The 19703-nt window shown below is 54.5% G+C and carries 16 protein-coding genes; 7 read left to right on the top strand and 9 right to left on the bottom strand.

The window, feature by feature from the left end:
• The first annotated feature begins 319 nt into the window (after positions 1 to 319).
• Positions 320 to 772 (top strand): hypothetical protein, encoded by a 453-nt coding sequence (locus O1724_RS10635; RefSeq protein WP_063854965.1) that lies wholly within the window; start codon positions 320 to 322, stop codon positions 770 to 772.
• A gap of 115 nt (positions 773 to 887) precedes the next feature.
• Here O1724_RS10635 and O1724_RS10640 read toward each other — a convergent pair whose 3' ends face one another.
• Entirely contained in the window at positions 888 to 2414 is a 1527-nt protein-coding gene (locus O1724_RS10640; protein ID WP_126296604.1) for a YdgA family protein, read from the bottom strand.
• Positions 2415 to 2513: 99 nt separating this feature from the next.
• Positions 2514 to 3689, bottom strand: coding sequence for a mannose-6-phosphate isomerase (gene manA, locus O1724_RS10645; protein WP_126296603.1), 1176 nt, complete (start codon positions 3687 to 3689; stop codon positions 2514 to 2516).
• A 199-nt stretch (positions 3690 to 3888) separates the two neighbouring features.
• On the opposite strand from manA, the gene fumA reads away from it, so the two are divergent.
• Positions 3889 to 5535: a class I fumarate hydratase FumA gene (fumA, locus tag O1724_RS10650; RefSeq protein WP_023314046.1), complete on the top strand. Its 1647-nt coding sequence runs from the start codon at positions 3889 to 3891 to the stop codon at positions 5533 to 5535.
• A gap of 182 nt (positions 5536 to 5717) precedes the next feature.
• Positions 5718 to 7112, top strand: coding sequence for a class II fumarate hydratase (gene fumC / locus O1724_RS10655; protein ID WP_126296602.1), 1395 nt, complete (start codon positions 5718 to 5720; stop codon positions 7110 to 7112).
• Here the strand turns inward: fumC and tus are convergent, their stop codons facing one another.
• The 4 genes from tus to rstA form a co-directional block, all read right to left on the bottom strand.
• On the bottom strand, positions 7113 to 8042 hold the full coding sequence (gene tus, locus O1724_RS10660) for a DNA replication terminus site-binding protein (protein ID WP_023314048.1): 930 nt from the start codon (positions 8040 to 8042) through the stop codon (positions 7113 to 7115).
• Positions 8043 to 8116: 74 nt separating this feature from the next.
• The gene (rstB, locus tag O1724_RS10665; protein WP_045894564.1) at positions 8117 to 9415 is read right to left on the bottom strand and encodes a two-component system sensor histidine kinase RstB; all 1299 of its coding nucleotides are present in this window, start codon (positions 9413 to 9415) and stop codon (positions 8117 to 8119) included.
• 324 nt (positions 9416 to 9739) lie between these two features.
• The gene (gene iraM / locus O1724_RS10670; RefSeq protein ID WP_058659747.1) at positions 9740 to 10159 is read right to left on the bottom strand and encodes an anti-adapter protein IraM; all 420 of its coding nucleotides are present in this window, start codon (positions 10157 to 10159) and stop codon (positions 9740 to 9742) included.
• Between the two features lie 392 nt (positions 10160 to 10551).
• Positions 10552 to 11271 (bottom strand): two-component system response regulator RstA, encoded by a 720-nt coding sequence (gene rstA, locus O1724_RS10675; protein ID WP_003857553.1) that lies wholly within the window; start codon positions 11269 to 11271, stop codon positions 10552 to 10554.
• Between the two features lie 127 nt (positions 11272 to 11398).
• On the opposite strand from rstA, the gene O1724_RS10680 reads away from it, so the two are divergent.
• Positions 11399 to 11734, top strand: a complete 336-nt coding sequence (locus tag O1724_RS10680) for a GlpM family protein (protein ID WP_003857551.1) — start codon at positions 11399 to 11401, stop codon at positions 11732 to 11734.
• Here O1724_RS10680 and folM read toward each other — a convergent pair.
• The 3 genes from folM to ydgH form a co-directional block, all read right to left on the bottom strand.
• Entirely contained in the window at positions 11731 to 12453 is a 723-nt protein-coding gene (folM, locus tag O1724_RS10685; RefSeq protein WP_003857550.1) for a dihydromonapterin reductase, read from the bottom strand. The genes O1724_RS10680 and folM overlap by 4 nt on opposite strands.
• Before the next feature lie 39 nt (positions 12454 to 12492).
• Entirely contained in the window at positions 12493 to 13875 is a 1383-nt protein-coding gene (locus O1724_RS10690; protein WP_479983971.1) for an amino acid permease, read from the bottom strand.
• A gap of 185 nt (positions 13876 to 14060) precedes the next feature.
• Positions 14061 to 15005, bottom strand: coding sequence for a DUF1471 family protein YdgH (gene ydgH, locus O1724_RS10695; RefSeq protein WP_003857546.1), 945 nt, complete (start codon positions 15003 to 15005; stop codon positions 14061 to 14063).
• Positions 15006 to 15540: 535 nt separating this feature from the next.
• Here ydgH and pntA point away from each other — a divergent pair.
• From pntA to O1724_RS10710, 3 genes are all read left to right on the top strand, one after another.
• Positions 15541 to 17070 carry a Re/Si-specific NAD(P)(+) transhydrogenase subunit alpha gene (pntA, locus tag O1724_RS10700; RefSeq protein WP_023324557.1) on the top strand — a complete coding sequence of 510 codons (1530 nt, stop codon included), beginning with the start codon at positions 15541 to 15543 and terminating at the stop codon, positions 17068 to 17070.
• A gap of 10 nt (positions 17071 to 17080) precedes the next feature.
• Entirely contained in the window at positions 17081 to 18469 is a 1389-nt protein-coding gene (pntB, locus tag O1724_RS10705; RefSeq protein ID WP_003857541.1) for a Re/Si-specific NAD(P)(+) transhydrogenase subunit beta, read from the top strand.
• A 107-nt stretch (positions 18470 to 18576) separates the two neighbouring features.
• Positions 18577 to 19689 carry a mechanosensitive ion channel family protein gene (locus O1724_RS10710; RefSeq protein WP_116291129.1) on the top strand — a complete coding sequence of 371 codons (1113 nt, stop codon included), beginning with the start codon at positions 18577 to 18579 and terminating at the stop codon, positions 19687 to 19689.
• The last annotated feature ends 14 nt before the right edge of the window (positions 19690 to 19703 follow it).

The following is a 19703-nucleotide window of genomic DNA, read 5'->3' on the forward strand; positions in this document are numbered from 1 at the left end:
TTTTGGAATGCCTCTCGCATTTTTCATTAAAAAATAAATGAAAAAAGAAGGGTTAGTTTCTTTTCTTCATCATATCCATTACAGTTTCCCCACTGCGGCAAATTCCGCAGTCAGGCGTGGAAACCTGAACCATCACACGACGACACAGTTTTAGTGTCGGGGCAGCGCATATCCTTGTAAAATCAACGGTGGCGCTGATAGGGCAGTCGAAAGACTGGCTGAAGACCGTGTGATTCAGTTTCCACCCCTGTCAGCGCCGCCACCCTCTGAGCGTGGAAACTTAGACTGTGGCTTTAAAACATCACACGGAGGCTGCCATATGGCTACGATCCCAACTCTTGCTAACCCTCAATCCATTGATAGTATCGCCTGCCAACTTCTCGATCTGCCGATATCCTCAACGCTTGATCTCTTCGAACTGACAGATTGCTGCTGCGCTTTTGTTAACGTGCTGCTGGAAACCCAAGATCAAGCAGAGCGCTTAGCGCTGTGTGGCCGTCTGGCTTTTACTCTTGATGAGCTAAAAAACAGATGCGATGAAGATTTACCGCCTCATTTGGTAGAGCGACTTAGTACCGCGTTACCTGCACAATCCTGTGTTCCGGATTGCTGGCAAGATACTGAGATGCTGGTGGGATATGCTCAGGCACTTAATCAGGCCTTGTTGAGTCAGACTCTGGCAAATACTATCTCGCAAGAACTTGCTGGCTTATTGCATGACCTGATTTATCTTCTGGCTGACTTTGTCAGAGAACCTTACCTGCTGCGCTGAGGTCACGCCGGGCGGCGCTTTGCTTGCACGGGTCTGCAACGGCTCAGGATCGTAGGCCGGGTAAGCGTCAGCGCCACCCGGCAATAAAAAACCCCTCATGCGAGGGGTTGTTCGTTTACTGCTGCGGTACTGCCGGTGGCGCTGCCGGTTCAGCCGGTTCCGGCATGCCCAGCGTCGGCATCCCAAACATGCCGACAAAATCTTCCAGCGCCATTTTGTCGCCGTTGAGCGTCACCTGACCATTCGCATATTGCAGGCTGGTGGAAATGGTGTTGTCTTCCACCTTCGTGATGCGGAACATCTGGCCCATCGCCGCCAGGCCTTTCACCTGTTGGTTTGCCAGTTTACCTGCATCTTCTTCACCATACCCTTCGAGTTTCGCAATCTGCGTCATGAACTCGGTTGCCATATCCATCGGGATGGTCAGCTTGCTGTCGAGCGATCTCACGCTGCGGTCAACTTCCTGCGCCAGGGTCTGCGGCTCGCCGGTCGCGGCTGCCGGATCCTTCAGGAACAGCGACAGGTTGAAGTTGGTTTCGCCTTTGCCGTTTTTCCAGCTCAGTGGCGCAACGGTAATCACCGGCTCGCCCTTCAGCAGGATCGGCAGGTTATTAAACAGCACCGTCATCGCCTGCTGCTGGTAAGCCTGTGGGTTCTGTTGCAGGGCGGCATCGGTCAGCAGAGCCTGGCTCTCTTTACTGTATTTCTGACTGAATTCGTGCCACGCCTGGCCGTCAATGTTGCCGATTTTCAGAGACAACTTACCGGTACCCAGATCCTGATTCTGTACTTTCAGGCTTTTCAGGCTGTAATCCAGCTGGGTGTTGATGCTTTTACCGTCTTTGGACACGTCAGACTTACCGTCCAGATCCATGCCTTCAAGCACCGCCATCTCTTTGCCTTCGATCGCAATGGCGATCTTATCGAGGCTCAGTTTCTGGTCGCCGATACGCTCATCAAAATCAGTCATACGGCTATTGCCGCTGGCTTTCAGGTTGTTGAAGGTAAGCTGCACCTTCTGGTTATATTCATTGACTGAATTCACCAGGCCGCTGGCGGCATCGCCGGTCAGGGAGACATTCTTGCCGTCGCGATCGGCATCAAGCTGGAAATTACCGCCACTGAAGGCGACTTTATCGGTGCCTTGTTCGTAATTCAGGGCTTTCAGGTCGATGTCGGAATGCGTATCACCGGCATAGCTAATGCGGGTATTGATCTCAAACGGCGACTCATTTTTCGCCATATCGAAAATCGGCTTCGTCACCTCGTTATTCACCAGTACGGTTCTGGCGGATGCCATAGAGGGGATCAGGTTAAACTTTTTCAACTGCGCCAGCGGGAACGGACCGTGGCTGACCACTTCATCCAGCACCACGCTCTGGCCCGGTTTCAGCCAGGCGTTCTGATTACCCGCAACCGGCTTCACCACCACCTGCATATGGCTGGTAAACACGCCACGCTGGTAGTTCTGATAGCTCAGCTCCAGACCTGCTTCAGGCGCGCTGCGCTTAATCTCGCTGTTTGCCTGCGTCATCATCTCTGCCAGACGGCTTTCCAGCTGTTTCCCGGTATACCAGGAAGCACCCGTCCAGATCACGCCTAAAGCAACAATCACTCCTACCGCTACGACCGATTTTTTCATTGCGATTATCCCTAAAATGAAACCAGGCGGTTAAAACCGCCTAGTGTTACAACGCCTGTTACTAGCTTAGCAAGAGTTGTTAAAAAATTCAGTAAGTCCCTAAAGCTTATTAAAAACACGCGCCAGGCGACCGGTGCCGCTCACCCGGACAGGCGACTCGTTTGCTGCGACAAAGGCGGATTCACCCGGTTTGAGCACCAGACGCTCGCTATCTTTGTGCAACGTCGCTTCGCCTTCCACACAGAACAGGATCGCGGCGCTCTCCTGTGCAATGGCGGTTTCGTCTGCGCTGAGGTCGTGCAGGGAGAAGGCAAAATCGTCAACCGGAATCGGGAAGTCCAGCACTGCGCCGTTTTTCACCGGCTGAGTAAGCAGCTCCGCAGCAGGTTTCGCCACAAACTTCACGTTGGCAACCAGCTCAGGGATGTCGATGTATTTTGGCGTCAGGCCCGCGCGCAGTACGTTATCGGAGTTAGCCATCACCTCCAGTGCCACGCCGTTGAGGTAGGCGTGCGGGGTTTCAGCGAACAGGAACATCGCTTCGCCCGGGTTGAGCTTCACCACGTTCAGCAGCAGCGGAGAGAAGAGGCCGCTGTCGTCCGGATAAAACGCGGAAATTACGCGAATGGTGTCCCATGGCTCACCCTGCTGGCTGTTCAGCGCGGCTTTCAGCACCGCCAGCGCGTGGGATTTTTCCTCGCCCTGCATATTCAGCAGGCTGACAAACAGCTCGCTCAAGGCTTCTGCGTTCGGGTTTTCCAGGAAGTGGGCGATCGCGTTGTGAGCCCCGGCGACCGGTTGCAGCAGGGGGATGATCTCGGAAAACTCGCGGAAGGCATTCATCGCCAGGAAAGGGGTAAGGGCGAAAACCAGTTCCGGCTTGTGGTTAGGATCTTTGTAGTTACGCTCTGCGGCGTCTAACGGAATACCGGCGGCATTTTCTTTGGCAAAGCCCAGCTCAGAGGCTTTTTTGTTCGGGTGAACCTGAATGGAGAGCGGCTGGTCGGCGCACAATACCTTGAACAGAAACGGCAGCTCACCAAAACGATTCGCCACTTTATCGCCGAGCAGTGCGGCTTTGTCGGCGTCGATGACGTCACGCAGGCTGCGAACCTGACCGCTGGCATCTTCAATTTTTGAGCTGCTCTTCGGGTGCGCGCCCATCCACAGCTCTGCCATCGGCAGGTTGTCCGGGTTGGCGATACCGTAGAGATCCGTTAACGCAGTTTTACTTCCCCAGGCGTAGTTTTGCACTGAGTTGATGAGTTTTTGCATTATCAAGCCCTGATTCATATGTGGAATTAACTCCGCGTATTAAAGCAATAAACCGAATGGAAGTAACCTGCGGATGTAAAAAGTCGTACTAGTCTCAGTTTTTGTTAAAAAATTGTGTAGGATAAGCTGACTCGCTTTTAAGCCGGGCAGCGGAACATCTGCCCTGAATAAACAGACCGAAGCAGTAAGTGAGAGAACAATGTCGAATAAACCCTTCCATTATCAGGATCCTTTCCCGCTCAGTCAGGATCAGACCGAGTATTATCTGTTAACCCGCGATTACGTTACTGTCTCTGAGTTTGAAGGGCAGGAGATCCTCAAAGTTGACCCGCAGGCGCTGACGTTGCTGGCGCAGCAAGCCTTCCATGATGCTTCCTTTATGCTCCGTCCGGCGCATCAGCAGCAGGTTGCTGATATCCTGAGCGACCCGGAAGCCAGCGAGAACGATAAGTACGTTGCCCTGCAATTCCTGCGTAACTCTGATATCGCGGCGAAAGGCATTCTGCCGACCTGCCAGGACACCGGCACGGCGATTATCACCGGTAAAAAAGGCCAGCGCGTCTGGACCGGCGGCGGTGACGAAGCGGCGCTGGCGCGCGGCGTTTACAATACCTACACCGAAGACAACCTGCGCTATTCGCAAAACGCGGCGCTGGATATGTACAAAGAGGTGAACACCGGCACTAACCTGCCTGCGCAGATTGACCTCTACAGCGTCGACGGTGACGAGTACAAATTCCTCTGCATCGCCAAAGGCGGCGGTTCAGCCAACAAAACCTATCTTTACCAGGAAACCAAAGCGCTGCTTACCCCGGGCAAGCTGAAGAACTACCTGGTCGAGAAGATGCGTACCCTCGGCACCGCGGCCTGCCCGCCGTACCATATCGCATTTGTGATTGGCGGTACGTCTGCCGAAAGCACCCTGAAAACCGTTAAGCTGGCCTCAACCAAATACTACGATGGCCTGCCAACGGAAGGTAACGAACATGGTCAGGCGTTCCGCGACGTGCAGCTTGAGCAGGAACTGCTGGCCGAAGCGCAGAACCTGGGGCTGGGCGCGCAGTTTGGCGGCAAATACTTCGCGCATGACATTCGCGTGATCCGCCTGCCGCGCCACGGTGCTTCCTGTCCGGTGGGGATGGGCGTTTCCTGTTCAGCGGACCGTAACATCAAAGCGAAGATCAACCGCGACGGCATCTGGATCGAGAAGCTGGAGAACAACCCGGGCAAATACATCCCTGAAGAACTGCGTAAAGCGGGCGAGGGGGAAGCGGTTCGCGTGGACCTGAATCGTCCGATGAAAGAGATTCTGGCGCAGCTTTCGCAGTATCCGGTCTCGACGCGCCTTTCCCTGAACGGGACGATTATCGTGGGCCGCGACATCGCCCATGCGAAGCTTAAAGAGCGCCTGGACAACGGCGAAGGGCTGCCGCAGTACATTAAAGATCACCCGATCTACTACGCAGGTCCGGCAAAAACGCCTGATGGATATGCTTCCGGCTCGTTAGGCCCAACCACGGCGGGCCGTATGGACTCCTACGTCGACCAGTTGCAGGCCAACGGCGGCAGCATGATCATGCTGGCGAAAGGCAACCGCAGCCAGCAGGTGACGGACGCGTGCCACAAGCACGGCGGCTTCTACCTCGGTAGCATCGGTGGCCCGGCGGCGGTGCTGGCGCAGGGCAGTATCAAGAGCCTTGAGTGCGTGGAGTACCCGGAACTGGGTATGGAAGCGATCTGGAAAATTGAAGTGGAAGACTTCCCGGCGTTCATCCTCGTGGATGACAAAGGTAACGACTTCTTCAAGCAGATCCAGTCCTCTCAGTGTTCGGCGTGTGTGAAGTAATTCTGTAAATTTCCGGGTGGCGCTGACGCTTACCCGGCCTACATTCTCGTAGGTCGGGTAAGGCGCAGCCACCACCCGACATCAAAAAGAGCGCACAAAGCGCCATAACGTTTCTCAGAAGTCATCAATACTTATCTCTTAAGCATGTGAGCAATCCCATCTTTGTTATCAAGGAGTAAGTAATGACAATGCATCGCCGCGAGAAAGACTCCATGGGCGCCATCGACGTCCCGGCCGACAAGCTATGGGGCGCACAAACCCAGCGTTCGCTGGAGCATTTTCGCATTTCGACAGAGAAAATGCCCGTCTCGCTAATCCAGGCGCTGGCGTTGACCAAACGCGCTGCCGCCAAAGTCAATCAGGATCTGGGCCTGCTGGATGCCGATAAAGCCACCGCCATCATCAATGCCGCCGACGAAGTGCTGGCGGGCAAACATCCCGACGAATTCCCCCTTGCCATCTGGCAGACCGGCTCAGGCACCCAGAGCAACATGAACATGAACGAGGTGCTGGCGAACCGCGCAAGCGAGCTGCTTGGCGGCCTACGCGGCATGGAGCGCAAGATCCACCCGAACGATGACGTGAACAAAAGCCAGAGTTCCAACGACGTGTTCCCGACGGCCATGCACGTGGCGGCCGTCATCGCAATCCGCGAGCAGCTTATTCCGCAGCTCAACGTGCTTAAATCTACGCTTAACGAGAAAGCGCAGGCCTTCCGCGACATCGTTAAAATTGGTCGTACGCACCTTCAGGACGCCACGCCGCTGACGCTCGGCCAGGAGATCTCCGGCTGGGTGGCGATGCTGGAGCACAACCTTAAGCATATCGACAACAGCCTGCCGCATCTGGCGGAGCTGGCGCTCGGCGGGACGGCGGTGGGCACTGGCTTAAACACCCATCCCGAGTACGCGGTGCGCGTGGCCGAAGAGCTCGCGAAGATTACCGGGCAGCCGTTTGTTACCGCTCCGAATAAATTCGAAGCGCTGGCGACCTGTGATGCCCTGGTGCATACCCATGGCGCGCTGAAAGGGCTGGCGGCCTCGCTGATGAAAATCGCCAACGACGTGCGCTGGCTGGCCTCCGGCCCGCGCTGCGGCATCGGCGAAATCAGCATTCCGGAAAACGAGCCGGGCAGCTCCATTATGCCGGGCAAAGTGAACCCGACGCAGTGCGAAGCCATGACCATGCTGTGCTGTCAGGTGATGGGTAATGACGTGGCGGTTAACGTGGGCGGCGCGTCGGGTAACTTCGAGCTTAACGTCTATCGTCCGATGGTGATCCACAACGTACTGCAATCGATTCGTCTGCTGGCCGATGGCATGGAGAGCTTTAACGAGCACTGCGCGGTGGGCATTGAGCCTAATCGCGAGCGAATCAGCCAGCTGCTGAATGAGTCTCTGATGCTGGTAACGGCGCTGAACACCCATATTGGTTATGACAAAGCGGCCGAAATCGCTAAAAAAGCGCACAAAGAGGGGCTTACCCTGAAAGCTTCTGCGCTGGCGCTGGGCTACCTGACGGACGCCGAGTTTGATGCCTGGGTCCGACCGGAAGCGATGGTGGGCAGCCTCAGATAATCACTGCGCCACATACAGGTGCAGCCGCGGAATAATCAGCTGTAGCGGCTGCGCCTGGGGTTTATAGCGATGCTGAACGTTTTCAGCATCGTAGTTCAGCAGTTCCCCGATATCCGGCACCACCGCACCCTGATCGGCATCATAGAGCGCAATCAGCGGCGTCGGGCAGGCGTATTGCACCTGCTTTTGTTGACCGGCATACCAGACACGGGCGATAGGCTGCACCTTCACCGGACGCTTTATTTTAAGACGGGTATCAGCTGGCAGGGAGGCAATGCTGTGGTACTCCTGCTCCAGTCGTTCAATCCACTGTTCCCGCGACCACGGGGCGACCGTTCGCGGCGATTTCAGGCTTTTTTCCAGCTGCGCCAGGATCTCGTCCCGCGCGAAATTTTTAATGATGTGCTTGTTGGCCCAGCCGAAGCGCAGCGTGGCGGGGTGGCGCAGTACCGTCAGCGTGCGGTAGGCATTCAGGGTGATCAGCCCCGGAAGCTGGCGATGCACCCATTCAAAACGGGCAGCCGGTGCCAGCCCGGACTCAACGGTTACAATCTTCTCAAAGGCGGCTTTTAGCGTGTTGATATGCGTAATCTGCGCCTCAATTCCTTCACGCGTTGCGGCATCCGTTTGCAGGCAGATGACGCCGGGCAGGCGAACGGCGGCCTTACTGCTGCGATTTTCGGACTGCTGCTGGATGAAAAGGCGACGATAGTGCTGCAACGTCATTTCCAGCGCCGCCTTGCCAACATGCTGCGTCACCTCAATGGTGTTCAGCGGGTCGTGCTCTGCGCCTTTTGCCACCTCGGGCAGGGAAAAGACGCGGGCGGCCAGCAGGCGGCAGTCCTGAAGTTGCCCCGTGAGGGTCAGTAACGCCTGCTCTATTTCCCGAAATGTGGTGTTAAGCCTTTCGATGAGATCGTAAGTTGTCATGGCAGCCCTTAATTAGTTACAACATACTATTGATATAGCACAACACGCCGGGTCAGGCCAGCGTGCAGTTTAGGTCAGGCAGGTACGGGAAGGGGAATGTTGTGATAGATCGGCCAGCTAAAGACGAACCGGGCCCCACCCAGCTCGCTCGCTTCGCAGCGAACCGAACCGCCCATCGCCTGGGCAATAGAACGGACAATAGCCAGCCCCAGACCACAGCCGCCGGTAGCCCGGTCGCGGCTGGGATCGAGGCGCACAAACGGCTCAAAAACTTTTTCACGCTCCGCCGGCTCAATGCCGGGGCCATCGTCTTCCACACACAGAATCGCCTGGCTTCCCTGCAAATCTAAACCTATGCGCAGCGTCGTTTCGCTGTAGCGCATGGCGTTGTTCATCAGATTATCCAGCACGCGTTCCATCAGGCGCATGTCCAGTGCGCCGTACGCGCCGGGGGTAATGGCTGTCAGCAGTTTTCGCTGAGGGTTAACGCTCTGCACATCGTTAATATGCGTCTGTAGCCAGACGGGGAGATCCGGTGTACTGAGGTGCAACTCCGTCTGAGGCCGATCGAGGCGGGCATAGGTCAGCAGCTCTTCAATTAGCGCTTCAAGCTGGCCAATATCCCGATTGAGCGCCTGCGATTCCGCCCCGGTGAGGTTCTCGCTCATCTCCAGGCGATAACGCAGGCGTACCAGCGGAGTGCGCAGTTCATGCGCAATGCCATCGATCAGCTGCTTCTTGCTGGCAATCAGGGCGTTGATGTTATCGGCCATGTGGTTAAAGGCAATACCGAGCCGGTCAAAACTGGAACCACTGTCGAAATGTATGCGTTCAGTTAAATGACCCTCCCCAAAACGTTGTGCGGCGGATTCCAGTTTCAGCATGTCCTGCCAGTGCGGTCGCATCCAGATGAATACAGGGAAAGCGAGCGAGATGGCAATAAAGCCCAGCAGGGCGAGATCCAGCAGGCGCATCTGGTGCAGGTAATAGAGATAGGGCACCGGCCCGACGGCCAGGACATAATGGCTGCGCGGAATACGCTGAATGAAGGTATATTTCTCGTCCAGCGCGACGATGTCTCCATCGCGCAGACGCTGCATCGCAGGCGGCGCTAAATCAAAATCCTTCATGGGTTCGATACGCAGATCAAACGACAGATTCAGATCCAGCTCTTTTAACGTGCGCGCCCAGTCATGAGGTGGTATTTCTCGCAACTCGCTACGCATCAGGTAGAGCGAGCTTTTCATCAGATCGTCGAGGGATTGTCTGCCCGCGCGCTCTGCGGTGAATTTGTAGACCAGCCCGACCAGCATGGTCATCACCAGAAAGCAGACAAACAGCAGAAGGTAAAACTGCACAAACAGCTTTTTCATTAATCTCACCGAAACAGGGGCTTCACTACACGTCTTTTACCAGCAGGGTCGCCATGGGCGCAAGTCAGGCATGATGAGTTGAAAAGGGTAATTGTCGAGAGGTATTTCAGCGCGGCATCGCTTTATTCCATCAATGCCCGGAAAATCCGTTTACGTTTCAGTTAAACGAGTTTATTTACGATTGCGTATTATTGATCCGTAATAACAATGACAAAGGCCACCTGCGGGTGGCTTTATTTAATGGCGTTAACCAGCGAGAGGGATCCGGCACAAACGGTGCGACAGAAATAATTAGCGTTGTAACCTGAGCATTATCGATCTTCGTTAATGTCTGGATTTAGCTGTACTGACAATCAGTGGATTCGTGGTAAACCCATGCGGGCATTTCCGCGCGTTGCAATGCACCGCGTATGTGCATATCTCTTCTTGCTGGTTTCGGTTGTATGGGCATGCCATCTTGTTTTTAATTTCACTCCACAACATCTCGTTATAAGGTGATATGTTATATATCGATATAGGCTTGAACACACCATTAATGAAGACGCCATTTTTTGTCGGATATATTCTGTCACCGGGGTACAAATAGACATCGCTTTCATACCAAATAATGAGTTTCAAGAACTTGAGTCCCAAGATGCTTGAATAAACGATTCCCGTGTTAGGACAAATTACCGAGCTAATGACTCTCCATGACATTGCTATACCTCTTTCATTAAATAATTGAGAGAGTATAAGGTTTAGCATGAGAATTAGATATCTGCAAACACGTAAGCTATTGAAAAAGATCGATATTATTTATACGCCTTCCACTATCCCCTTTGTTTTCAAAAGGATAAGATAATGATTAAAGCAATTGTAAAGATTATTTTTAGCCCAATGTGCTTTTAAGTGACGGATTTTTGATCGATGATGGCGCCTGCACTGCTGAATATATATTGTACTACAGCACTGAAATACATTAGGAATACTTTTGTTTAGGCGAAAAATGCCCAACGAAATAGCATACAAGGAAGGAATGAGAACAAGGGATATTTTATAACTGACGATGCATATAATCGATAACTTTCGACGGGTACTGATAATAATTCCGATGCATCGTGAGTTATTTTTCGAATATTCCTGTTTTGTTCCTTTTTTCAGGTTTCCCAGGCGTGCGGTGCAAACAGATAGCCCTTATTGCGTACGGTTTTAATGCGGTAAGGTTCCGTGGCGTTATCCAGCAGTTTTTTACGCAGACGCGAAATCGCCACATCAACGCTACGATCCATTCCGTCGTAACTTACGCCGCGCAGATTTTTCAGTAATGCATCCCGGTCCATAATTTGACCGGCATGGGTTGCCAGCTCCCACAGCAGGTCAAAATCTGCGGTTGAGAGCGCAATCAGCTCCCCGGAAAGCATAACCTGTCGGTTGACCGGGTCGATAGAAAGCGTGCCGAAGCGCATCGCTTTGTGCGGCGTTAAAGAGGGGGCAGACGCTTCACGCTCCGCGCCGCTGGCACGCTGACGCAGATGGAGGCGCAAACGGGCAAGCAGGACTGCCGGCGGCGTGGTTTTCAGGATGTAGTCATTCGCGCCCATCTCAAGCGACAGAATATGATTCATATCGCTGTCGAGAGAGGTCAGCAGCACGATCGGACCGTCCCACTTCGTGCGCAGATCCCGGCAGAGCGTCATACCATCTTTTCCGGGCAGCATGATGTCCAGCAACACCAGGTCCGGATTTTCGCGGGTCACGACGTCTTCAGCGCGATCGCCACGAGGCTCGACAACCACTTCCATATCATGTTTACCCAGATAAGCGGCGATCAGTTGCCCCACCTCGGGTTCATCTTCAACATAAACAATCTTATTCATACAACGTCTGTCATCGCAAAAAACGTCAACATACACCGCGCAACCTTAACCTTCCATTAATCTTTCAAAATTAGCCGGACTTCCGTTATCCTGCACGGGAATGTTATTTGATTGTTAAGGGAAAAGAATGGGGCTGGTGATAAAAGCCACGCTGGGTGCGCTGGTCGTGCTGCTGATTGGGGTGCTGGCTAAAACGAAGAACTACTACATTGCCGGGCTGATCCCGCTGTTTCCCACCTTTGCGTTAATCGCGCACTATATTGTGGCCTCTGAGCGGGGTATTGAGGCGCTGCGCGCCACCATTGTGTTCGGGATGTGGTCGATCATCCCGTATTTTATCTATCTGCTGTCGCTGTGGTACTTCACCGGTTTTCTGCGTCTGCCCCTGGCGCTGGGCGGGGCGGTGGTCTGTTGGAGCCTCAGCGCCTGGGTGCTTATCTTCTTCTGGAGCCGCTTTCACTAGCGCAGCGGGCGGCCACCGTCCACGGCAAACGTTCGGCCCGTGACGTAACAGCTGGTCAGCAGATAATCGATCAGGTCGATCACCTCTTTCTCACCGGGCGCAATTTTCATTAACGACTTGTTGAGCGCCTGCTGACGATACTCGGCATCATCGCCTTCGTTAAATAAAATCATCGCCGGAGCAATCGCGTTGACCTTTACCTCGGGCGCCAGCTTGCGTGCGAAAGAGCGGGTCATATTATCCAGGGCGGCTTTGCTGGCCGCATAGGCGATGTGTTTGTCGCTTCCTCGCTCTACCACGTAATCGGTGAAATGGATAATGTCGCCTGCGGCATGACCGTGTCCGCGCAGCAGATCCTGTAGGGCATGGTTGAGCAGATAAGGCGCATTAACGTGGATCTGCATCATGCAGGCGAGCGTTTCGCTGAGCGAATGTCCTGCTTTTTCGGGAAGCCAGGTACTGGCGTTGTGAATAACCGCCCGCAGCCCGTGGGTGGTCGATTTCACTTTGTCCGCGAAGGCGAGTATACCTTCATCCGTGGAGAAATCCGCCTGAATGCAGACTGCTCCGGCATTTCGTAGACCTTCAATGGAGGGATATTCCGTGCGGTAACTGACGATAACCGGATGGCGAAGGTTGAGAAAGTGATGGGCGAGGGCGAGGCCGATGCGACGGCCTGCGCCAGTGATCAATATTGGGCGTTGCTGCGTGTGTCCCATCGTAATCTCCTTTTCAGTTCAACAATGGGACAGGCGACGCTATCCCATTAACATCCACGTTGCCGGTACGGCAGCGACTAACAGCAAACCTATCAACGCCATTTCGCGGCGCTTAAGGGCATTATCAAGCTGATGCGTACGGCGAGCGTAGATAAACACCAGCAGGCCCGGTGCGTAGAGCACCACGGACAGCAGCAGATGCATCGGTCCGGAAGCATACAACAACCATAGACCGTAAATACAGGCGCCGACACCTACCGCATAGTGTGCCGGGCGGGTCGCAATTTTTAACAGATATGCGCCCACTAAGAAATAGGGTACCAGAATCATCTCGGAGGCGATGGTCAGCAGCGTGTTATAGTCCGATCCTGTGAGCCAGATCAGCACCAGACAGACCTGCACGCTGATGTTGGTGAGCCACAAAGAGGCCGATGGCGCACTGTTTTTGTTCTGACGGGCAAACAGGCGCGGGAACGCTTTATGCGTGGCGGCCAGGAACGGCACTTCCGCTGCCATAATGGTCCAGCTCAGATAGGCGCCGCAAACGGAGACAATCAGACCCGCCGCGATAATCACGTCTCCCCAGGGACCCAACATTTTCACCATCAGCCCGGCCATGGACGGGTTACGCATTTCCGCCAGTTCAGGGCGTGCCACCACGCCGAGCGACAACAGCGTCACCAGCAGATAAACGCCCAGCGCCGCCAGTACGGCCAGCAGCGTGGCGCGTCCCACGTCGCGCTTGTTACGCGCGCGGGCAGAGACTACGACGGCACCTTCAACGCCGATGAACACCCACAGGGTGATCAGCATGGTATTTTTCACCTGTTCCCAGACGGGAATGCCCAGCGCAATGCCGCTGAAATCGAGCGTAAAGACATCGAGACGGAAGGCGAGGAAGGCCAGCACGACGAACAGGCCAAGCGGCACAAGCTTGGCCAGCGTTGCCACGAGGTTAATGCTGGCCGCGGTCTGGACGCCGCGCAAAATCAGCCAGTGAACAATCCACAGCAGGACCGAGGCGCCGACGATGGACTGCCAGGTATTACCGTCGCCAAGCAGGCGCAGTTCGGGCGTATCGGTAAAGAAGCTGAGCGCTGAGAAGACGATAACCAGATAGGAGACGTTGGCGATCACCGCGCACAGCCAGTAACCCCAGGCGGAGCAGAAGCCGATCAGCTCGCCGAAACCTTCCCGGGCGTAAGTGAATATTCCGCCGTCCAGATCCGGTCGGATACGGGTCAGCAGCAGCATGGCGAATGCCAGCAGCAAAATCCCGACACCGGTAATGCCCCAGCCAATCAGTAATGCGGCCGGGCTGGCGACGGCCGCCATGTTCTGCGGCAAACTGAATACGCCCGCGCCCAGCATTGAGCTTAATACAAGTGCAGTTAACGCACTCAGGCCAAGTTTCTTTTCCATTGGCTTCCTGTTATGAAAAGTCCAAATCCAGAATAATTATTTCGCTAAGGCGCATAAAAATGGTGGATCACGCTAAGGCGCGGGATTTTACGGAGTGTGAAGGATGCATGCAATGACGTGTGGCAGAAATCAGAAAAAAAGTAACAAAAAAGGCGGCACTGCGCCGCCTTTATGAAACCGTTTTGTTACTTGTACAGATCGGCGCTGATGGTCAGGTTGTTACCACGTTCCTGCCACTGACGGGTGATGTGGTAATACTTCGCGCCTTTCTTCGCAGCACGCTTCGCCACCTGATAGGAGATTTCCGTCATGTTGCCATAGTTGCCCGTAAACTTGATGCTGTCGAACGGCACCATCTGCGCGGCAGTGGCTTTGTTCAGCTCTTCAATTTTCGTGCCGTCTGGTAACGTAACGGTATAACGACCGCCTTTGGTGGATTGGGTTTCAAAGAAACGGCCCACTTCAGCGCTTGGTGCCGCAGACGTTGCTACGCCCGGAATTTCCACTTTCTTCGCTTCTTCACCGCCTTTCGCTAACGCGGCACGTCCCGCATCTGAATCCGCTGGAATGGCATCCGGGCTTTGCACTACGCGTTTTTTCGCATCTTGCTTATAGATGAAAGCGGTGATGCGCTGGTTTCCGCCCTGGTTGGCATCAACCTGACGCACGATATAAAACGCGTAAGCGCCTTTTTCTCTCGCGGCTTTGGTGATGGCATCGTTAACTTCAGGCTGGCTGCGGTAGAAGCCCTGAACGGTCACGGTGTCATACGGTTCCAGCTGAACAGCCTGATCTTTCGGCAGTTCAACAATGCCGTTAATCACGCGGTTTTTCTGTTCATCTGCTTTTGGGGCATTATCTTTGTACAGCGCAATCGTCACGCGCTGGTTGCCGCTGTTGCCTTGATCGGACTGGTCAACAACGTAAAACGAGGCAGCGCCGTTTTTATCGGCGGCTTTTGATGCGGCGGCGACGGCATCGCCAATAGAGTTATAGCGACCCACAATGACCGTATGGTCAAAAGGTTTTAACGCTGCCGCTTGCTCCGGCGTCAACTCTGTCGCGGCATTCGCAGACAGGGCGGTCGCGGAAAGAAGTGCGGACGCCAGGAGTGTGTTCTTAAGCTTCATAAAAATAATCCTTCGCCTTGCGCAAACCATGTACTGGTGTTGTTGTTAATTTGAGACGGTCCCGATTATGGCATTTAACACCCATCGCTGTCTGCGGCATTTTTCACAGCCTGTGCTCACCAAAGGACCTGATTCGATAACATTTTGTGATATGTGGAAAAAACAGGCGTTTCACAAGAAAAACTGATTAAGCATATGACTTTTACAAGTTAATTTAATGTTAATGAGTTGTTCTATTATGGCGCTATATCATGTTTTTACCGCTTCGCTTGCGCGATTTATCGGTCCTGAAGGCGAATTTAAGGTAAATATCTCTGTCAGTAACCCCGATCGCTTATTTTTCACAGATAAAGTAAGAAATAGTGTTTTCTGGCGGTAGATCACGGGCGCTATTTTCAGTAGGTTATAGAAAGTTTGTTACTGTTTTATTTTCCGGGGTTAATCATTCTCCGTCGTTATCGCGATGGTGAAAATTGATACAAACCGCGGGCAATTATCGACAAACCATCATCAAAAACCGATGGAAGGGAAAACTATGCGTATTGGGGTACCAAAAGAACGGTTAGCCAATGAAACCCGCGTAGCGGCAACACCAAAAACGGTGGAGCAACTGCTTAAACTGGGTTTTACCGTCGCGATTGAAAGCGGCGCGGGCACACTGGCGAGTTTCGATGACGAGGCCTTTACTCAGGCTGGCGCGGACGTCGTGGACGGTGCTGAGGTCTGGCAATCACCCATCATTCTGAAGGTAAACGCACCGGAAGAGGGTGAAATTGAACTGCTGAACGCGGGCACTACGCTGGTGAGCTTTGTCTGGCCAGCCCAAAACCCGGAGTTGATGGAGAAGCTGGCGGCACGCGGTGTCACCGTGATGGCGATGGACTCCGTGCCGCGTATTTCGCGCGCGCAGTCTCTGGATGCGCTGAGCTCCATGGCGAACATTGCCGGCTATCGCGCCATTGTCGAAGCTGCGCATGAGTTTGGTCGCTTCTTTACCGGTCAGATTACGGCGGCAGGTAAAGTTCCACCCGCGAAGGTGATGGTGATTGGTGCCGGTGTGGCAGGTCTTGCCGCTATCGGGGCCGCAAACAGCCTGGGCGCTATTGTTCGCGCGTTTGATACCCGGCCGGAAGTGAAGGAGCAGGTGCAGAGTATGGGCGCCGAATTCCTTGAGCTGGACTTCAAGGAAGAAGCGGGCAGCGGTGATGGTTACGCGAAGGTCATGTCTGAAGCCTTTATCAAGGCGGAAATGGCGCTCTTTGCGGCGCAAGCAAAAGAGGTAGACATCATTGTCACCACCGCGCTTATTCCGGGTAAACCGGCGCCGAAGCTGATCACCCGTGAGATGGTGGATTCCATGCAGCCGGGCAGCGTTATAGTCGATCTGGCGGCGCAAAACGGCGGTAACTGTGAGTATACCGTGCCAAATCAGGTCACGACGACCGCGAACGGCGTGAAGGTGATCGGTTATACCGACCTGCCAGGGCGTCTGCCAACCCAGTCCTCTCAGCTGTACGGCACGAACCTCGTTAACCTGCTGAAGCTGCTCTGCAAAGAGAAAGACGGCAACATTACCGTTGATTTTGATGATGTGGTGGTGCGTGGCGTTACCGTGGTGCGTGAAGGGGAAATCACCTGGCCTGCACCGCCGATTCAGGTTTCCGCTCAACCTCAGGCTGCGCCGAAAGCGGCACCAGAGCCCGCGGAGCCAGCAAAACCTGCGTCGCCGTGGCGCAAATACGCCATCATGGCGCTGGTCATAATCCTGTTTGGCTGGCTGGCGGACGTCGCGCCAAAAGAGTTCCTTGGCCACTTCACCGTCTTCGCGCTCTCCTGCGTGGTGGGTTACTACGTCGTGTGGAACGTTTCCCATGCGCTGCATACCCCGCTGATGTCGGTCACCAATGCCATCTCCGGGATTATCGTGGTCGGGGCATTGCTGCAAATTGGTCATGGCGGCTGGATCAGCTTCCTGAGCTTCATTGCGGTGCTGATCGCCAGTATCAATATTTTCGGTGGTTTCACCGTGACTCAGCGCATGCTGAAAATGTTTCGTAAAGGCTAAGGGGTAGCATATGTCTGGAGGATTAGTTACAGCCGCATACATTGTTGCTGCAATCCTGTTTATTTTCAGTCTGGCGGGGCTTTCCAAACACGAAACGTCTCAGCAGGGAAATAACTTCGGTATCGCCGGTATGGCGATTGCGCTGATTGCCACCATCTTTGGGCCGGACACCGGCAACGTGGCGTGGATCCTGGTGGCGATGATCATCGGCGGCGCGATTGGTATTCGTCTGGCGAAACGCGTTGAAATGACCGAGATGCCGGAGCTGGTTGCTATTCTGCACAGCTTCGTGGGTCTGGCGGCGGTGCTGGTGGGCTTCAACAGCTACCTGTACCACGAACCGGGCCTGGAGCCGATTCTGGTGAACATCCATCTGACCGAAGTGTTCCTCGGCATCTTCATCGGTGCGGTGACCTTCACCGGGTCGATTGTGGCGTTCGGCAAGCTGCGCGGGAAGATCTCTTCCAAACCGCTGATGCTGCCTAACCGCCACAAGCTGAATCTGGCGGCGCTGGTCGTTTCCTTTGTGCTGCTGGTGGTCTTCGTGCGTACCGAAAGCGTAGGCTTGCAGGTGCTGGCGTTACTGGTGATGACCATCATCGCGCTGGCGTTCGGCTGGCATCTGGTGGCGTCTATCGGCGGAGCAGATATGCCGGTAGTCGTTTCCATGCTGAACTCCTACTCCGGTTGGGCGGCGGCGGCGGCAGGCTTTATGCTGAGCAACGACCTGCTGATTGTCACCGGTGCGCTGGTCGGTTCTTCCGGTGCGATCCTGTCTTACATCATGTGTAAGGCGATGAACCGTTCGTTTATCAGCGTCATCGCGGGTGGCTTCGGTTCTGACGGTTCATCAACCGGTTCTGATGAGGAAGTGGGTGAACACCGTGAAATCAGCGCGGAAGACACCGCAGAGATGCTGAAAAACTCGCATTCCGTCATCATCACCCCAGGCTATGGCATGGCGGTGGCGCAGGCGCAGTATCCGGTGGCGGAAATCACCGAGAAACTCCGCGCGCGCGGTATCAAGGTTCGCTTTGGTATTCACCCGGTGGCGGGGCGTCTGCCAGGCCACATGAACGTGCTGCTGGCGGAAGCGAAGGTGCCTTACGACATCGTGCTGGAAATGGACGAGATCAACGATGATTTCGCCGACACCGACACCGTGCTGGTGATTGGCGCCAACGACACCGTTAACCCGGCGGCGCAGGACGATCCGCGTAGTCCGATTGCGGGTATGCCTGTTCTCGAAGTGTGGAAGGCGCAGAACGTTATTGTCTTCAAACGCTCTATGAACACCGGCTATGCTGGCGTGCAGAACCCGCTGTTCTTTAAAGATAACACCCACATGCTGTTTGGCGACGCCAAGGCCAGCGTGGATGCGATCCTGAAAGCGCTGTAATTTCGCTTCATCCTGACAAACCGCCCCCTGGGGCGGTTTTCTTATTTCTGCGGCCAGCTTTTCTCCTCTGTCTATACTTTACCCTTTGTGTAATACGAGGAGGTGTAATGCGATTTTTGTCCCGCTTCGACATCATCGAGCTGATGATGACGCCGTCTTTCTGGATCGGCGTCGCCACGGTGGTCTTTGTGACTCTGCTGGTGTACTGGCTGCTGACGCGCCTGATCGCCTTCGTTAAGAAAGGGATCACCACCTGGGGCGACAAGCACCCCAGCACCAACCGGATGCGCTTTATCCTGACGGATATGCTTAACCGCACCAGCCGCGTCCTGCTTTTTGTCGTGGCGCTGTTGTTCAGCCTGCGTTTCGTCGACTTACCGGATCATCTCTTTGGTACCGTGAGCCACGCCTGGTTCCTGGTCTTCGCTATCCAGGTGGCGCTTTGGATGGATCAGGGGGTGGTGTCGTGGCTTCGTCACGTCATGCTGGCGCCGGGAAGCCATAAAAACCCGGTGACGCTGGTGATCACGGGGCTTATCCTCCGTGCCATTGTCTGGTCAGTGATGCTGCTGTCTATTCTTGCTAACGCGGGCGTCAACATCACTGCTCTGGTTGCCAGCCTTGGGGTAGGGGGTATTGCTATCGCCCTCGCGGTGCAAACGATCCTGAGCGACGTGTTTGCATCGCTCTCCATCGGTTTTGATAAGCCGTTCGAAATCGGCGATTTTGTGGTGTTTAACGATGTCGCCGGGACGGTAGAGCACATTGGTCTGAAAACCACCCGTATCCGCAGCCTGAGCGGGGAGCAGATTGTCTGCGGGAACGCCATCCTGCTGCAACAGACGCTGCATAACTACAAGCGGATGCAAACGCGGCGGATTGTTTTTACCTTCGGGGTCGCCAGCGACACGGCGCCGGAAAAACTGCGTTCAGTGGGTGAGATGGTCAAACAGATCATTACCGACGTCGGGGAAACGAAGTTTGACCGCGCCCATTTCCTGGGCTTCGATCGCGATCGCCTGATCTTCGAGGTGGTTCATATTGTTAATACGGCGGATTACAACAAGTACATGGATATTCAGCAGGAGATCAATATTCGTATCCTGGAGGGGCTGAACCAGCAGGAGATCAAGCTGGCGCTACCGAGCATGGTTCTGCACGCGCCCTGGATGAATGCCGGCGACGAGGCATCTGCGCAACGGTTGAGCGAAGCGCAATAAAAAAAGCCCGCCGT

It is taken from the genome of Enterobacter cloacae complex sp. HYC074_NIDB, from assembly GCF_056673345.1.

Excerpts from the sequence above, each read along its gene's own strand:
- O1724_RS10635 (WP_063854965.1), top strand. The coding sequence starts at position 320 with ATGGCTACGATCCCAACTCTTGCTAACCCTCAATCCATTGATAGTATC.
- O1724_RS10640 (WP_126296604.1), bottom strand. The coding sequence starts at position 2,414 with ATGAAAAAATCGGTCGTAGCGGTAGGAGTGATTGTTGCTTTAGGCGTG.
- manA (WP_126296603.1), bottom strand. The coding sequence starts at position 3,689 with ATGCAAAAACTCATCAACTCAGTGCAAAACTACGCCTGGGGAAGTAAA.
- fumA (WP_023314046.1), top strand. The coding sequence starts at position 3,889 with ATGTCGAATAAACCCTTCCATTATCAGGATCCTTTCCCGCTCAGTCAG.
- fumC (WP_126296602.1), top strand. The coding sequence starts at position 5,718 with ATGACAATGCATCGCCGCGAGAAAGACTCCATGGGCGCCATCGACGTC.
- tus (WP_023314048.1), bottom strand. The coding sequence starts at position 8,042 with ATGACAACTTACGATCTCATCGAAAGGCTTAACACCACATTTCGGGAA.
- rstB (WP_045894564.1), bottom strand. The coding sequence starts at position 9,415 with ATGAAAAAGCTGTTTGTGCAGTTTTACCTTCTGCTGTTTGTCTGCTTT.
- iraM (WP_058659747.1), bottom strand. The coding sequence starts at position 10,159 with ATGCTAAACCTTATACTCTCTCAATTATTTAATGAAAGAGGTATAGCA.
- rstA (WP_003857553.1), bottom strand. The coding sequence starts at position 11,271 with ATGAATAAGATTGTTTATGTTGAAGATGAACCCGAGGTGGGGCAACTG.
- O1724_RS10680 (WP_003857551.1), top strand. The coding sequence starts at position 11,399 with ATGGGGCTGGTGATAAAAGCCACGCTGGGTGCGCTGGTCGTGCTGCTG.
- folM (WP_003857550.1), bottom strand. The coding sequence starts at position 12,453 with ATGGGACACACGCAGCAACGCCCAATATTGATCACTGGCGCAGGCCGT.
- O1724_RS10690 (WP_479983971.1), bottom strand. The coding sequence starts at position 13,875 with ATGGAAAAGAAACTTGGCCTGAGTGCGTTAACTGCACTTGTATTAAGC.
- ydgH (WP_003857546.1), bottom strand. The coding sequence starts at position 15,005 with ATGAAGCTTAAGAACACACTCCTGGCGTCCGCACTTCTTTCCGCGACC.
- pntA (WP_023324557.1), top strand. The coding sequence starts at position 15,541 with ATGCGTATTGGGGTACCAAAAGAACGGTTAGCCAATGAAACCCGCGTA.
- pntB (WP_003857541.1), top strand. The coding sequence starts at position 17,081 with ATGTCTGGAGGATTAGTTACAGCCGCATACATTGTTGCTGCAATCCTG.
- O1724_RS10710 (WP_116291129.1), top strand. The coding sequence starts at position 18,577 with ATGCGATTTTTGTCCCGCTTCGACATCATCGAGCTGATGATGACGCCG.